At 56.8% G+C, this 13,530-nt stretch carries 17 protein-coding genes; 5 read left to right on the forward strand and 12 right to left on the reverse strand.

Features of this window, described 5'->3' with window-relative positions:
- Nucleotides 1-26: 26 nt before the first annotated feature.
- The 4 genes from COMA2_RS16240 to COMA2_RS16255 form a co-directional block, all read right to left on the reverse strand.
- Nucleotides 27-1,076, reverse strand: a complete 1,050-nt coding sequence (locus tag COMA2_RS16240) for an ABC transporter ATP-binding protein (protein WP_407919020.1) — start codon at nucleotides 1,074-1,076, stop codon at nucleotides 27-29.
- An 88-nt stretch (nucleotides 1,077-1,164) separates the two neighbouring features.
- A complete protein-coding gene (locus tag COMA2_RS16245; RefSeq protein ID WP_090900709.1) occupies nucleotides 1,165-2,748 on the reverse strand; it encodes an ABC transporter permease in 1,584 nt (527 codons plus the stop codon).
- Nucleotides 2,749-2,763: 15 nt separating this feature from the next.
- Nucleotides 2,764-3,831, reverse strand: a complete 1,068-nt coding sequence (locus COMA2_RS16250; RefSeq protein ID WP_245631066.1) for an extracellular solute-binding protein — start codon at nucleotides 3,829-3,831, stop codon at nucleotides 2,764-2,766.
- Between the two features lie 130 nt (nucleotides 3,832-3,961).
- A complete protein-coding gene (locus COMA2_RS16255) occupies nucleotides 3,962-4,393 on the reverse strand; it encodes a Fur family transcriptional regulator (RefSeq protein ID WP_090900712.1) in 432 nt (143 codons plus the stop codon).
- A gap of 154 nt (nucleotides 4,394-4,547) precedes the next feature.
- Between COMA2_RS16255 and COMA2_RS16260 the strand changes: the two genes are divergently transcribed.
- Nucleotides 4,548-5,144, forward strand: a complete 597-nt coding sequence (locus COMA2_RS16260) for a hypothetical protein (protein ID WP_090900863.1) — start codon at nucleotides 4,548-4,550, stop codon at nucleotides 5,142-5,144.
- Here the strand turns inward: COMA2_RS16260 and COMA2_RS16265 are convergent.
- The gene (locus tag COMA2_RS16265; protein ID WP_090900715.1) at nucleotides 5,132-6,664 is read right to left on the reverse strand and encodes a carboxypeptidase M32; all 1,533 of its coding nucleotides are present in this window, start codon (nucleotides 6,662-6,664) and stop codon (nucleotides 5,132-5,134) included. The two genes, COMA2_RS16260 and COMA2_RS16265, sit on opposite strands and share 13 nt — an antisense overlap.
- A 105-nt stretch (nucleotides 6,665-6,769) precedes the next feature.
- Between COMA2_RS16265 and COMA2_RS16270 the strand changes: the two genes are divergently transcribed.
- The gene (locus tag COMA2_RS16270; protein WP_175304666.1) at nucleotides 6,770-7,414 is read left to right on the forward strand and encodes an O-methyltransferase; all 645 of its coding nucleotides are present in this window, start codon (nucleotides 6,770-6,772) and stop codon (nucleotides 7,412-7,414) included.
- A gap of 36 nt (nucleotides 7,415-7,450) precedes the next feature.
- On the opposite strand, the gene COMA2_RS16275 is transcribed toward COMA2_RS16270, so the two are convergent.
- Both COMA2_RS16275 and COMA2_RS16280 read right to left on the reverse strand, forming a co-directional pair.
- Nucleotides 7,451-7,798 (reverse strand): type II toxin-antitoxin system PemK/MazF family toxin, encoded by a 348-nt coding sequence (locus COMA2_RS16275; protein ID WP_090900717.1) that lies wholly within the window; start codon nucleotides 7,796-7,798, stop codon nucleotides 7,451-7,453.
- Nucleotides 7,786-8,013: a hypothetical protein gene (locus COMA2_RS16280; protein WP_090900719.1), complete on the reverse strand. Its 228-nt coding sequence runs from the start codon at nucleotides 8,011-8,013 to the stop codon at nucleotides 7,786-7,788. Before COMA2_RS16280 ends, COMA2_RS16275 begins: the two co-directional genes overlap by 13 nt.
- Before the next feature lie 369 nt (nucleotides 8,014-8,382).
- On the opposite strand from COMA2_RS16280, the gene COMA2_RS16285 reads away from it, so the two are divergent.
- Nucleotides 8,383-9,117: a DUF4231 domain-containing protein gene (locus COMA2_RS16285; RefSeq protein WP_217490789.1), complete on the forward strand. Its 735-nt coding sequence runs from the start codon at nucleotides 8,383-8,385 to the stop codon at nucleotides 9,115-9,117.
- Nucleotides 9,118-9,224: 107 nt separating this feature from the next.
- On the opposite strand, the gene COMA2_RS16290 is transcribed toward COMA2_RS16285, so the two are convergent.
- Nucleotides 9,225-9,662 carry an FKBP-type peptidyl-prolyl cis-trans isomerase gene (locus COMA2_RS16290; protein WP_175304667.1) on the reverse strand — a complete coding sequence of 146 codons (438 nt, stop codon included), beginning with the start codon at nucleotides 9,660-9,662 and terminating at the stop codon, nucleotides 9,225-9,227.
- Nucleotides 9,663-10,126: 464 nt separating this feature from the next.
- On the opposite strand from COMA2_RS16290, the gene COMA2_RS20565 reads away from it, so the two are divergent.
- The gene (locus COMA2_RS20565; RefSeq protein ID WP_217490790.1) at nucleotides 10,127-10,426 is read left to right on the forward strand and encodes a DUF2934 domain-containing protein; all 300 of its coding nucleotides are present in this window, start codon (nucleotides 10,127-10,129) and stop codon (nucleotides 10,424-10,426) included.
- Between the two features lie 153 nt (nucleotides 10,427-10,579).
- Here COMA2_RS20565 and COMA2_RS16300 read toward each other — a convergent pair whose 3' ends face one another.
- From COMA2_RS16300 to COMA2_RS16315, 4 genes are all read right to left on the reverse strand, one after another.
- Nucleotides 10,580-11,179: a DUF1579 domain-containing protein gene (locus COMA2_RS16300; protein WP_090900727.1), complete on the reverse strand. Its 600-nt coding sequence runs from the start codon at nucleotides 11,177-11,179 to the stop codon at nucleotides 10,580-10,582.
- Nucleotides 11,180-11,236: 57 nt separating this feature from the next.
- On the reverse strand, nucleotides 11,237-11,692 hold the full coding sequence (locus COMA2_RS16305) for a VOC family protein (protein WP_090900729.1): 456 nt from the start codon (nucleotides 11,690-11,692) through the stop codon (nucleotides 11,237-11,239).
- 31 nt (nucleotides 11,693-11,723) lie between these two features.
- The gene (locus tag COMA2_RS16310; protein ID WP_090900732.1) at nucleotides 11,724-12,107 is read right to left on the reverse strand and encodes a VOC family protein; all 384 of its coding nucleotides are present in this window, start codon (nucleotides 12,105-12,107) and stop codon (nucleotides 11,724-11,726) included.
- A 293-nt stretch (nucleotides 12,108-12,400) separates the two neighbouring features.
- A complete protein-coding gene (locus COMA2_RS16315) occupies nucleotides 12,401-12,850 on the reverse strand; it encodes an SRPBCC family protein (RefSeq protein WP_090900735.1) in 450 nt (149 codons plus the stop codon).
- Nucleotides 12,851-13,255: 405 nt separating this feature from the next.
- On the opposite strand from COMA2_RS16315, the gene COMA2_RS19910 reads away from it, so the two are divergent.
- Nucleotides 13,256-13,465 carry a hypothetical protein gene (locus tag COMA2_RS19910; protein ID WP_139077431.1) on the forward strand — a complete coding sequence of 70 codons (210 nt, stop codon included), beginning with the start codon at nucleotides 13,256-13,258 and terminating at the stop codon, nucleotides 13,463-13,465.
- Nucleotides 13,466-13,530 lie beyond the last annotated feature (65 nt).

A 13,530-nucleotide genomic window follows, 5' to 3' on the forward strand; every position in this document is an offset into this window, starting at 1 on the left:
AATGTGTACACGCATTCAGCCTAGACCTATGCATCTGATGAAGGCGGTTCGATTGGGAAGAGCACCGTGTGGGTGGCAGAAACTCGGAGTTGGACGGCGGTGCCCTCCTGGTAGACACAGGTTGAGCTCTCGCTGCTGTGGATAATCTGCCCGGACGGGAGCTGGATCGTGTAGAGATTTTCAGAGCCCCTGAACTGGCGGGCCACGACCCGGGATTCGGCTGATTTATTGGGTATGAGCTGGATGTCGTCGGGGCGGATCATGACGACGACCCTGCTTCCCTCGACACTGCCAAGCGTATCGGGGAACTCTCCCAGCTCGGTATGCACCAGACCTTGTTGAATCTGCCCGGTGACAAAGTCGGCCTGGCCCACAAAATCGGCTACGAACCGCGTGGCTGGGAGATGATAAATCACCTCCGGCGAATCCATTTGTTCGAGCACTCCCTGATTCAAGACGGCGATGCGGTCCGCCATGGCGAAGGCTTCGTCATGATCATGCGTCACGAGAATAGTCGTGGTTTTCATCCGGCGTAACAGGGTGTGCACTTCCTGCCGCATACGGCCGGCCATATCAGGGTCAAGGTTGCTGAACGGCTCATCCAGGAGGAGTAAAACGGGATTTTGCACCAGCGCCCGTGAGAGAGCCACTCGTTGTTGCTGCCCTCCCGACAACTCATGCGGGTAGCGTCGGTCGAGCCCTTCGAGACCGGTCAGCCGCAGCATTTCTTGGACGCGACATGCCCGTTCCGCCCGCGACAGATGATGAAGCCCGAAGGCGATGTTATCGGCGACGCGCAGGTGTGGGAAAAGGGCGTACTCCTGAAAAACCATCCCGATACGACGCTCTTCCGTTGGAATCGTTCCCGAGGAAGAGGAAATCAATCGGCCCGATAAAAATATTTGTCCGGACCGGACCGGTTCAAACCCGGCGATCGCTCGCAGGACGGTCGTCTTGCCACAGCCGGACGGTCCCAGCAAGCAGAGAATTTCGCCTTCTCGCGCGGAAAATGAAATCTCACGGATCGCGGGTCTGCTTGGATCATAGGCACAAGACACAGAACGGAGTTCCAAGATAGAAGAGGCCGGTGGATTGAGGTCGGCGTGCCCTTCGAGCCGGTCGGCATCCGCCTGTGTCCTGTGCAACGGTAGGTTCATAGTCGTTTTAGGCGGCCCGCCAATCACGGGACAGCAACAAGACGAGCGCAGGCAAGCCAACGAGCACGATCAATAAAGCGGATGGGGCTGCCAGCTGATAATACTCTTCACTTGCTTCCAGCCACACACGGATCGCTAAGGTGTCAAACCCCACCGGTCGCAACAGCAGCGTCGCCGGGAGCTCTTTCATCGTCTGCAAAAAAATCAAGACCCATGCCACGATGACCCCGTTGCGAATGAGCGGCAACGTCACGCGGCGCCAGGTCTCCCGAACGGTCAGACCGAGGGTGCGGGCGACTTCTTCAAGATTCGGCGTGATTTGTTGAATCGAGGGTTCGAGTGATTGGAGGCCGGCCGGAAGATAATGCAGGACATAGGCGACGATCAACACGATGACCGTCCCATAGAAGAACGGCATGACGTCGAGAAAGAGGACCAACACCGCCAGCGCAGCGACCGGACCCGGCAAGACATAACCGGCATAGGCGGCTTGCAGACAACCGGTATTGAGCCAGGTCGGTTTTCGGCTGGCGAGGTAGGCGAGGGGCAGTCCAACCAACACGCCGGCCGTGGCGGCCAAAGTCGATAGAAAGGCACTGTTCCAGACGAAGCCGAAGAACCGGCCGTCGAGAATCGCCAGGGCCTCCGGGGTCAGGCTCCATGTCACCAGCAGATAGACAGGGATTCCGAAGGCCAAGCCGATTACGGTGGTCAAGCAGGCCGTCAGTGTTGTCGTGTGCACCCATCCGCATCGGATTCGTTGCGGAGCTCGAAAGCGCCCCGTGGTCTGGTAAAACCGGCTCTTTCGACGGAACCATCGTTCGGTCAACAAGAACAGGAGCGCCAAGACGACCAATAAGATACTCAAGATACTGGCGGCCTGGTTGTCGGACCGTCCGGTCATCTGCTGAAACACGGCGTAGGTCAATGTTTGGTAACGCAGCAGAGAGACGGCGCCGAAGTCGGAGACAACGTACAGGATGACGAGGGCGACGCCGGCGACGATGGATGGGCGGAGCAACGGGAGCGTGACGAACAGCATTCTCCGAAGTGGTGATGCGCCACAGGTGCGGGCGACTTCTTCAAACGATACGTTGAAGCTCAGAAGCGCACTGCGCGTGAGCAAGTAGACGAAGGGGAACGTGTCGAGCGCCATCACCAAGGTGACGCCCCAAAAACTTTGGGGCGAGAAGATCCTGGCTTGAGGCCCGGCGACCATCTGCCAGAGATGCTCTACGGGACCGCCGAACCCCAAGAGATAGTTGTACACATAGGCCAAGACGTAGGTCGGCATGGCGAGCGGCAACACAAGACCGACTTCCCACAGCCGGCGGCCGGGGAATTCAAATCGTGTCACCATCCAGGCGGTCGATAGACCGAGCACGAGCGTGAGCAAGGCCACGGCGCCCGCCAAGGAAACCGTATTCCACAACAGTTCCGGGACTCGAGTGGTCCAGAGCCGATGCCACACCGAGAAATCGGCCGACAAGGCGAGGATCGTGACATAGCCGAGCGGCAGCAGGATAAGCGCCGCGCTGGCCAGGGCGGCGAGTTGGAGCGGAGAAACAGCTGATCGACGTACGGCAATCACGAGGCGCTCGCGGCGTTACCGCATCCCGACTTGTTCGATGAGCAGCAACGTCGGCTCTCGGAGTTCGGCGAGCTTGGTCAAGGGGACTAAGGCTGCCCGGAAGCTCTTCCGCTCGACCAGTATGGGGTCGGCCTTCACTTCTGGGTGGAGCGGGTATTCCTTGTCGAGGTCCGCAAACATCTTCTGACCTGCTTGCGCCACGAGAAATTCCACGAGCAATTTGGCGTTTTCCACACGGGGTGTGTGTTTCAAGATGCCGATCCCCGCCACGTTCATGATGGCCCCCATGCCCCCTTCCTGTTGATCGGGCATGACAACCGCCAGGGGGGCAGCCGGTTGCGCGGCGAGATGGCGGTAGACGTAATAGTGATTCACGATTCCCATGGCGACCTGACCCTTGGCGACAGCGTCGACGATCTGCGAACTTTTTTGGTAGACCTGCGTGCCGGCATTGTCCCGAATGCCCTCAAGAAATTTCTTGGTGTGATCGTCGCCGAGGCTGGCTCGGATCACTGAGACGCCTGCCTGCAGATATTCGCTGCCGGCGTTGGGAACAGCGATCTTGTCTTTCCACATCGGATCAGCCAAGTCCAGCAGCGACTTAATCTGATCAGGCTTCACCAGTGTCGTGTTGTACACGACGATCCAAAACCGTCCTGACAAGCCGATCCAACTGTTGTCCGCCGCGCGAAATTGAGCAGGAATAGCCCGTTCGACTTCCCGCATGTTCAACGGGCGAAAGAGTCCCGCCGTGCGGGCCATTTCCAAGCTGCCGGCATCATTGGTGATGAAGGCATCGGCGGGGCTGCGGTCTCCTTCGGCTTTCATCCGGTTCACCAACTCGGTGGTACCGGAGGAGAGTAACTCGATTTGAATCCCGGTCTTTGCCGTGAAGGCATCCAAGACCGGCTTGATCAATCGTTCAGCCCGTCCGGAGTAGACGGTCAACTTGTCGGCGGCAGAGGTGACGGTCGGCATGATCAGCCCGAAAAGCATCAGAAAACAGGCGGCTGAAACGCCGAAGGCCCTCAGTCGACGGGCAAGGGCCGTGGCACGAGAGGAACGGTGTTGGAACAGGCGCATGATTGAACCTTTTATTTCAATGTTGGGAAGAAGGTGAGGTGAAATTGATAAGCCGTCTCAATACAAGAATACCAGAAGCCCACCCAGAGGTCAACGCGTGATGCCCCCCCGGAGCAAGCTGCGGGGAGCGTCACTGGCGACAGCGGGAACAGAGACCGTAGAGCTCGAGGCGGTGGGTTTGGATCGTAAAGCCGTTCCGGGAGGCCACCTCTTCCTGGAGGCGCTCAATGTCGCAGTTCTCAAACTCCACAATCTTTCCGCAGCCGGTGCAAATGAGGTGATCGTGGTGGCCTTTGTGCGAGATGTTGTCGTACTGCGTTTGAGTCCCGAAGTGGCGGGCTTGAGCCAGACCGGCTTCGCAGAAGAGATTCAGCGTGCGGTAGATGGTTGCCAAACCCAAGTGCGGATCCTTGCGGGCCAGTTGGTGGTACATCTCCTCGGCCGTAATATGCTCTTGCTTGAGGAATGCGTCGAGGATCAGTTCACGCTGGCGTGTGAACTTCAGCTGGTGCTTCCCGAGGTGTTCCTTCAGGACACCCATTTCTTTGACATGTTTGGACATGGTAATGAGGCTGCTCCTCCTGGAGCGGGGATTAAAGACGAAATGAAGCGGCGGGTCAAGAGTGTTTCTGCAAATCGATCTGAAAATCCCTCCGCCTTTGACGGTTGCGTTTCCGGCTGGCTATAGTGAAATCTTCACGCATAGCGAGGAGACCGTGAGAACGCCCAACCAGATTGCCGTCGATCGTGCCCTGCTCCTGTATGTCCTGCAACTCGTTGAGCCACTTGGACAACTGAGCGATGTCAAGCTGCAGCAGCTCTGTTTTCTGTGTGAGCTCCAAACCTTCGCCAAAGGTCTGAAAGCGTTCCATTTTGAATTCTTTCGCTTTGCGTACGGCGCGTTCAGCAAGGATCTCGATAATGACCTGACCTCCCTCCGCCGGAAAGGCCGGATCGAAAATTTCACGGTATCGGATCAGGCCAAGGAGGAAGCGATTCCTTTACTCCTGCGTGCAATCAACGGGGTGGAGGCCAATGAAAAGGTCAAAGACATCCTCGATGCCGTCGTCGCGGCCTATGGACCGCAAGATAGCGGCACGATCACGAATTCCGTCGAGTCGGTTCAGCTGAGCACGCCCCAAGACCCTGAGCTCAAGATTCCCATTCGCGATATCGTGTTCCACACCACGTTGCTCGTGCCGCATCGGATCGAGGTGCAGGCTGAATTTACGTTGCCTCAGGTTACCGTCACAAAGCTCAATGCCGTGATGGGGTATGACAGCCGACCTGTCATCGATGCTCAGAGTTGGTAGAGCTCGCCGTATTTCTTTTCCACATAGTTGAGAAAGGGATCGGGACTCACCGTCGATCCCGTCACGCGCTGGGCGAGGTGGGCCGGCGTGAACGTGCGACCCCAACGGTGAATCTTCTGCTCGAGCCACCGGCGCAAGCTTAACAATCGGCCGGCTGCGATCTCATCCTCCAGTTGCGGGATCTCCAGCTTCGCCTGTTCGAAAAATTGCACGGAGTAGAGGTTGCCCAAGGTATAGGTGGGGAAATAGCCGAACGCGCCGAATGACCAGTGCACGTCCTGCAGCACGCCTTCCGCGTCGGAAGGCGGAACGATTCCCAAGTAGTCCTTCATCTTCTGATTCCAGATCGCCGGCAAGTCCTCGGGTTGAGTCTGGCCTTCCACGAGGGCTTGCTCGATCTCGAACCGCAGCATGATGTGGAGATTGTAGGTCAGCTCGTCGGCTTCCACGCGAATCAACGATGGCTTGACGCAATTGATCGCGGCATAGAACCGGTCGATCTCCACGCCGCGCAGCTGGTCGTGAAAGGTCTGTTGTAAAACCGGGTAGAAGAAGCGCCAAAACGGCCGCGAACGTCCCACGCAGTTTTCCCACAGGCGGGACTGACTCTCATGAATACCGAGGGAAACCGAGTCACCTAACGGAGTGCCGAAATGCCGTTGATCCAATCCTTGATCGTACAGCCCGTGTCCTCCTTCGTGGATGCAACTGAAGAGGCAGGATTGCAATTCATGTTCATGAACACGGGTGGTCACGCGCACATCAGTCGGATGAAACGATGTGGTGAAGGGATGGGCCGACAGGTCCAGACGGCCACGCTCGAAGTCATATCCCATCGCCGTCAAGACCAGCCGTCCGAACTCCAGCTGTCGGGCGTGATCGTAGGAGTGGTGCAAAACGCTATCGTCGATCTGGACCCGGCTCTGGGTGATCTTTTTGAGCAACGGCACCAGGCGGGCCTTGAGTGCGGCAAACACCGGTCGGAGATTGGCAATGGTCGCGCCTGGTTCATAGACATCCAGCAGGGCGTCATAGGGCGAGTCGTGATAGCCGAGATATTCGGCTTCTTCGCGCTTGAGCCGGAGTATCGTTCGGAGATTCGGCAAAAACAGAGAGAACATGTTCTTCGTCTTGGCTTCGGCCCAGACCTGTTGCGCGAGGGAGCATTCACGGCTCAGCGTGACCACGAAATCCGATGGCAGCTTTTGGGCTCGGCTGAAATCCCGCCACACTTCTCGCAAGAGGGAGCGTGACGGTTCATCCCAGGTCTCACTCCCTTGGTCCGACGCTTGCCCAGTGCCAGGGTCCACCCATTGCGACAAGAGCGATTGCACGTCCGGCGAGACCAGCTTCTGATGGGCGATGCCTTGGAGCACGGCGATCTGTTCAGCTCTCGCTTCCCCTCCGCCGACCGGCATGTAGGTTTCCTGATCCCACGAGAGGACCGAGGCGGCGCTATTGATGCGCTGAATTTCCAGCAGCTTGGCGGTGAGGGGGGCCAACGTGGCGAGTGTTTTCAATTCAACCTCCGGTTCACTGTGCTAAGATTCGCGTCCGTGATTCGGTCCTCGGGCGCAGTGTACGCAAGGGGCGACGCGTTTTTCAAACCATCCAAGAGAATCCCAATGAACAGACTGGTTCCACCCGAAATCGAAGCCTATGCAGAGGCCCATTCCATGTCGGAGTCGTCGGTCTGTCGCGCGCTTCGCGAAGAGACCCATCGGACCATGGAGTATCCTCAGATGCTGGTCGGTCCCTTGGAAGGGGCGTTTCTCAAAATGATGACGCAGCTGGTGGGCGCCAAGCGGGTGCTCGAAATCGGGATGTTCACCGGTTACAGCGCCCTCTGCTTTGCCGAGGCCTTGCCGGCAGATGGAACGGTGATCACCTGCGAGATCAACGAGAAGTCAGCGGCGGTGGCTCGACGGTATTTTGCGCAGATTCCATTCGGGAACAAGATCAACATTCGGATGGGCCCGGCGCTGGAGACAATGAGGACCCTGACTGATCAATTTGATCTCATCTTCATCGATGCGGACAAAACCAATTACCTCAATTATTACCGCCGTTCGCTCGATTTGCTCGCTCCCTGGGGGGTGATCTTGATCGACAACGTATTGTGGAGCGGCGAGGTGTTGACACAACCACCGCCGGATGAATCGACCGCCGCGATTCAGGAACTGAACCGTACCGTCTCAGCCGATTCCCACGTGACCGCCGTACTGGTCACGATTCGGGACGGAATTTTGGTGGTGAGAAGGGCGAGTTAGAGCCGGAAAACCAGGCTGAGGGAAGAACAATCCTATTCAAGGCCGCAAGGCGAGCGTAATGCGAACCGCATCTTCCACAGCCGCCAGCTCATCGTGGCTTAACGTGTCGATCCTCGACCGCAATCGTGATTTATCCAAAGATCGGATCTGATCGCCCAAGACACGAGCCGGCTTGCCGTCAACAACAACCATAGCCTCACCTGGATACAGTGAATCCACGTTGCTGGTAAGCGGCACAACCACGACCCGAGAGCCAAACGTATTGCAAGAATTATTCGAGACGATTACAGCAGGTCTGGTCTTTTTGACTTCAGATCCGACTGTCGGGTCCAGTACAACCCAGTAGACATCACCTCGACGGGCCAGCTTTCTCACTCTGGCCATCCTTCGTCCTCCGTGCTTTTCCAGTCATCCTCCAGTTTGGTCCGCCAACTCTCTTTCCGAGCGGCACGATAGGCTGCATCAAGAGATTTTGTATCGGGATGGAGTTTTGCTCGAACAGCGGAGGAAATGAACGCACTGAGCTTCTTAGGAGGGACTTCCTTCTTGAGTCTCGCGTAGATATCGTCGTCCATCGTGATGTTCAGCCGGATAGCCATGGGTTCTCCTGTGCCATGTAGATGCTGTATTGTATACAGGATTCATCATTCTAACAAGACGGACAACATTGGTTCCAGCGAAGAACGATCGTGGCCTCAGGCAGGTAGGCCCTGGTTCCGTAACCGCGCCCACTTATGGTATCTGTACGGATATAGATCGTATCTCGTGTGGTGCCTCATTATGGCGACATGGTCTCATCGCCACCTTCCCTCCTTCTCTCAGCATAGATCCTTGCTCTGTCGGTTCATAGGTCTTTGCACCTGCTACAGGGAGATAGGGCCACTCTGCTTGGGCGGGCGCTGGTATTACTGAGGGGATGGAGATGAAGGGTGAGGTTTGAGTGAAGAGACTCGCGGGGTGTCGGGAGCATGAGTAGGATGATCATCTCTTGTCGGCTTGAGGGCAGTGTCGATGTGATCGGCTTCATCTACGATCAGCCCATCCAGATGCTGAGCGACAATCCGTTGGGTCGGTACTTCCGGCGATTCAACACAAAGACCGTAGGAACCACATGGCCTTCCCTTGTTATGAACGACTCAGTGGAGGAGCGTATGAACAATATGAATGAGACAACCGGCCATGAGCATATGCGGGCCGAGATGGACAAGCTTATCGCGGCCTTGGAGTTGCCGGAGCTGAACAAGGAGTTTATGCGGGCGCGGTGGTTGGAATTGGTCATTTGGATGGATGGGAAGGCGAAGGAGTCCGTGTGGTGGTATCGGAGGCTACGCCTGGCGACGATCATCGGCGGCGTGATCGTGCCGGCGCTGGTCAGCCTGAACGTCGGCGATGACGTTACATCTCTCATCAAAACGCTCACCTTCATCGTCAGTCTTGTCGTGGCATTGAGTGCCGCTGTCGAGGAGTTCTTTCGCTACGGGGAGCGATGGCGACACTACCGTCGGATGACTGAATCACTCAAGAGCGAAGGCTGGCATTTTCTACAGTTGAGCGGAGTCTACGCCAACCACACCCATATCCAGGCCTATCCGACCTTCGCGACTCGAGTCGAGGAACTCAGCGGTGAAGAGGTTGAATCTTACATCACCCACGTGTTCAGAGAAAAAAAGGTTGGAGATGAGAAGGCGCCCTCTGTGTCGTGAAGTACGGCTGAGCGGGGTCCTGTGAGCTTGATGATATCCAGCAGGGTATGTGCACGGCTGGTGCGAAGCGGTGAGCGCCCCGCACCAGGTCGATAAGAATTAAAGAATTACTTCGACGAGGCTTGCGCGATGTCCAGCACTTTGACGTCGAAGTGGAGTGTCTTGCCGGCGAGCGGGTGGTTGAAATCGAGCACCACTGTCTCGTTCTTCACTTCTGAAATCCGCGGAAAGACTTTTTGTCCATTGGCGGTTTTTCCTTCGAGTTGTGTCCCCACCTTCAGAGAGTCAGGCGGGAGCAGTTTCTTGTCCACCTCCTGAAACGCTTGAGGGTCGACCGTGCCGTAGGCTTCGGGCGGCGTGAGGGTGACGTTCTTTTTCTCTCCTGTCGCCATGCCTTCGAGCGCCTTCTCCAGTCCAGGAACCACCTCGTGCCGGCCTTGCGTGAATTTCAACGGCTCTCCGCCCACGTTGGAATCCACGACCGATTGATCGTCCAGCTTCAGTGTGTATTGTAGTGTGACTTGTTTTCCGTGCGAGACTGTCATGGCCGATGCTCCTTTCTTGGTATCTCCTGCTGAGACACAAGCCGCAGACAGGAACAGAATGACGCTCCAACCGCAGAATGAAGAAAATAGGAATGCGCGTCTCATAGGAACCTCCCTGTGAGAAGTGGGTTGTGTGTAGACCGGAATGGGTCACGGGACGAATGCGAGAGGCGGGCGACCGATTCCAGCCGTAGTTGTGTGGATATGTTTTACGCTACCACATGAGCGCACGTGATACTACCCGCAATGTATCGTCCGTTCTAAACGTGAAACAGCGCGAAGAGACGGCGCGTCAAGACGATCGGTGACCAATCCGCTGTTGTGGGGCCGAGGACGGATTCTGAAATCCATGAAGAAGGTGGTAGGGAGGGCTGATCGGGGTACAATGCGAACGAAGAGGTGTCGAGGGGGCCGTCCCCTTGGCAAGGGAGATGCGAAAAATTGTCACAGATGTAGGAGGGGGTATGGCGCGTCGGGTGAGCGGTGAAAACAGGGCAGCAAAAACTAATGGGCGCAGCGCATCGGCGGTCAAGGCCGGTGGGACACTTGGCTCCGGCCGAGTTGGTCGGCCGGAAGCGTCTTCAGCCGGATTTCCCAACGGCAGGTCGAAGGATCAGGCGGAGGAAGGGGAGCCTATGCATCAACGAATCGCCGAACTCGCCCATGCCCTGTATGAGCGAAGCGGGTTCCAGCAGGGGAAAGATGTGGAGCATTGGCTGGAAGCAGAACGGCAGGTGAAGGCGGCGCGTGGCCTTGCCGCGTAACGCATAATAAGGAATCCGGCCTCCTTCCCTCATTGCGTCTGGGCCGTCGATAATCCGGTGTCAGCGCGAGATGCCTCCTGTTGAGTGGACTACATGTCATGGCTCGCGGGGTGTCCTCGCTGACGCCGGACCATCGACTCCTTGTGAAATGGCCTATTCTTTCCGCGTGTAGACGATCTCCAGGAACTTCATTTCCTTTTCCTTGCCGTGGGCACCGTACATCTCGAATGTCTGACTGTTGTCGTCAATGATTTTCCACAGGGCGCGATGACGCATCTGTCCTCCGCCAGGCTCCGGGTGCGACCCTCGCAACGTGATGGTCTTGCCGTCCGGGCTCGCCGTGCCGTCCATGAAGAAGATGCCGGTGCCCATCGTATCGATCCAGACCGTGACATATTTCTTTGTCAGGTTGTCATACCCGTCGATGCCGACTCCCGAATAGGGCTGCCCCATCATCTGACCGTTGTATTCCTGATAGAGAAATCGTCCGTCGAGCAGCGTCTTCATCTCAGCGGTGCCGGTGGATTCGGTCGGTGGCTTGCCCGGCTCCATCCATTCCTTGGTCTGGGTCGTCCAGCTGCCGGCCAATGTCGCGAACAGCTTGTGCGGCTCACCCGGTGTCGCCAGCTTCTTCCAGACGTCCATCATCTCTTGGGGGTCCATCGGTTTCTCATGCTTCTTCTCTTTCGCGAAGCCAGGCGAGACGGTGAGCACGACGCATAACGTGGTGATTGCTAGAGCTATGAAACGCATGGCGGCCTCCTTATAGCTAGGCTATCAAGTCTCGACTGTAGGCTTGTATGCTCCTTGTCAGCAGCCCTTCTGTTGCTTCATCCATACTTCGGCGCGCTTCTTGATTTCTTCGTGAGGCACATCTTCGATATGTGTGTGAATCCACCAATGATTGCCGGAGAAGTCTTTGACGCCGGCGCTGCGGTCTCCATAGAACTGATCGCTCGGTTCTCTGACCGAGGTCGCTCCGGCGCGCAGCGCGCGTCGGTACCAGCCATCTGCGTCGTCCACATACAGCGCGACCGTCGCAGGCATCGGCTTCCATTGGTCGGTGGCTTCACCGATCATCACCATGGAATCGCCGACTTTCATCTCCGCGTGCAGTACCGTCCCGTTCGGACCATCGAGGCGGTACGTTTCTTTGGCATTGAACGCTTGTTTCAAAAAGTCGATCAACTTCCCCGCTTCTTGAACAATGAGGACCGGCGTCACGGTACGATAGCCATCGGGGATGGGGTTGACTTTGGTCGCCATGGGTCTCTCCTTTCGTTCAACTCATGCCGGCTCACCTGCCCGTGCGATGACAGATTTCCAGGCGATTGCCGCTGGGATCCTCGAAAAAGACGGCATAGTAATTCACATCGTCGTACGACATGGGACCTTCAATGTTCCGTGCGCCCGCTTGTCTGAGAATCGCCGCCAGCCGATCGACTTGTTCTTTGCTGTCCACCCAAAACGCGACGCGACACTCATTGGCCATATGCGTCGGTGACTCGGTCACCCCGAAAAATTCCGTCGCGCCATCGGTCTTATCGGCCTGATACGTCAACCAGTCTGGAAAGGGGGCATAGCGCGTAAAACCGAGCGCGGGCAAGAGCACTTCATAAAATGGTCGTGCTTCGGTGAGGCTCCGCACCCGGAGATCGATGTGATCATATAGACGCGCCATCACTCACCTCCGAGTACGTGGTTTTGATCGTAGGATTCAGTTCGATGGTCACGGCGGCACTGGTGGCGACAGTGCCGCTCTGAAAAACTTCATGCACCGCACCGCTGCGCCCTCTCCAGTCAAACAACGGCCAGCCATCGATACAACTCTCGAAACCTCTAGCCTATGAGGAGTTGTCCACGATCGCGCCGGGCGACGGCGGACCTGTTCAACCATCTGCCACGGCGTGTAGTCGCAGCTCGCCCTCCAGAAGAATCACTCGGCAAGCGAGCTTTGTCGATGACTCCTTCGAGCTAATCCTTGATGTCCGGTTCGACGAGTCGCGCCAAGTTCCGTAGCGATTCCTGCCAACCCAGATAGCATGCTTCGAGCGGTATCACCTTCGGAATCCCTTCTTGCTCAACGCTGAGATCCGTGCCGACCGACACTTCCTTGAGCGTGACCGTAACCCGCATTTCTCCCGGCAGATTCGGATCGTCGAACTTGTCCGTGTAGCGAAGACGCGCATGGGGCGCGAGTTCGAGATACTCGCCGCCGAAGGAGTGACCCTTGCCGGTGGTGAAGTTGGTGAACGACATCTTGAATTTGCCTCCGACCCGCGCATCCATCTGATGCATCTTGCCCGTGAAGCCGTTGGGTGGCAGCCACTTGGTCATGGCATCGGCATCGAGGAATGCCCGATAGACCTTTTCCGGCTTGGCGGCCAAGACCCGATGCAGGCGGACAGTATTGTTTGTGGACATCGGCGCTTCTCCTTTTCGTCCAGAGATTGACGATGAAAACTGTTCTTACTCAATTGTCGAACGAGAGACCGGAAGATCGACATCCCCTAACCGGCGGTCATTCAATGTTTGAGGCAATGTATCAGGCGAGTTGCAAAGCTACGAGAAGGAACAGTCATGGGCAAGCCGAAACGGCTCGTCGGGATCGGAGTCAATGGGTATCTGTTTGATTTTCATGTCGCCCACTCCTCATATCTGGACGCGCCGGGGGGATCGTACCAAGGTTGGGCACCTTGCTCTCGGGGGTTCCCTAGCCTGCTGCTTTTATCAATGTCCGATCGAATCCAGAGGTTTCACCAGTGTCATCACCGGTTTGCCGAATGGGACAATCCACGAGAAAGAATACATCCGGGAAGGAGTCACAATATGCCCAATAACAAACAACGTAAGAAGAAAGGCGGACGGAACAAATCCAAGAAGCTGAAGGCCATGCGGCTCTCCATCGAAGAGCGTCGGGCCAATCGACGCCGTCCTTCGCGACGAGGCCCGTTCAGAAAAGGTCTCTCGGACCAGCCGGACATTCAAGAATTCAAGCCTGGCGCCTCCAACGACCGATACAGCCGCCAGGCCGAGTGAGCTCACGTGGCGCACAAGCTAGGTGGAGGATCAAATCTTCTACTTTTGGATGGTGCTAAAACCTA

The sequence above is a fragment of the Candidatus Nitrospira nitrificans genome (genome assembly GCF_001458775.1).
Taxonomy (GTDB): Bacteria; Nitrospirota; Nitrospiria; order Nitrospirales; family Nitrospiraceae; genus Nitrospira_D; species Nitrospira_D nitrificans.

What these genes read in the sequence shown, in the direction of transcription:
- COMA2_RS16305 (WP_090900729.1), bottom strand. Translation starts at nt 11,692, where the DNA reads ATGGCGACCAAAGTCAACCCCATCCCCGATGGCTATCGTACCGTGACG.
- COMA2_RS16250 (WP_245631066.1), bottom strand. Translation starts at nt 3,831, where the DNA reads ATGCGCCTGTTCCAACACCGTTCCTCTCGTGCCACGGCCCTTGCCCGT.
- COMA2_RS16275 (WP_090900717.1), bottom strand. Translation starts at nt 7,798, where the DNA reads ATGGCCAGAGTGAGAAAGCTGGCCCGTCGAGGTGATGTCTACTGGGTT.
- COMA2_RS16300 (WP_090900727.1), bottom strand. Translation starts at nt 11,179, where the DNA reads ATGCGTTTCATAGCTCTAGCAATCACCACGTTATGCGTCGTGCTCACC.
- COMA2_RS16285 (WP_217490789.1), top strand. Translation starts at nt 8,383, where the DNA reads ATGAGTAGGATGATCATCTCTTGTCGGCTTGAGGGCAGTGTCGATGTG.
- COMA2_RS16280 (WP_090900719.1), bottom strand. Translation starts at nt 8,013, where the DNA reads ATGGCTATCCGGCTGAACATCACGATGGACGACGATATCTACGCGAGA.
- COMA2_RS16255 (WP_090900712.1), bottom strand. Translation starts at nt 4,393, where the DNA reads ATGTCCAAACATGTCAAAGAAATGGGTGTCCTGAAGGAACACCTCGGG.
- COMA2_RS16315 (WP_090900735.1), bottom strand. Translation starts at nt 12,850, where the DNA reads ATGTCCACAAACAATACTGTCCGCCTGCATCGGGTCTTGGCCGCCAAG.
- COMA2_RS19910 (WP_139077431.1), top strand. Translation starts at nt 13,256, where the DNA reads ATGCCCAATAACAAACAACGTAAGAAGAAAGGCGGACGGAACAAATCC.
- COMA2_RS16270 (WP_175304666.1), top strand. Translation starts at nt 6,770, where the DNA reads ATGAACAGACTGGTTCCACCCGAAATCGAAGCCTATGCAGAGGCCCAT.
- COMA2_RS20565 (WP_217490790.1), top strand. Translation starts at nt 10,127, where the DNA reads ATGGCGCGTCGGGTGAGCGGTGAAAACAGGGCAGCAAAAACTAATGGG.
- COMA2_RS16310 (WP_090900732.1), bottom strand. Translation starts at nt 12,107, where the DNA reads ATGGCGCGTCTATATGATCACATCGATCTCCGGGTGCGGAGCCTCACC.
- COMA2_RS16290 (WP_175304667.1), bottom strand. Translation starts at nt 9,662, where the DNA reads ATGACAGTCTCGCACGGAAAACAAGTCACACTACAATACACACTGAAG.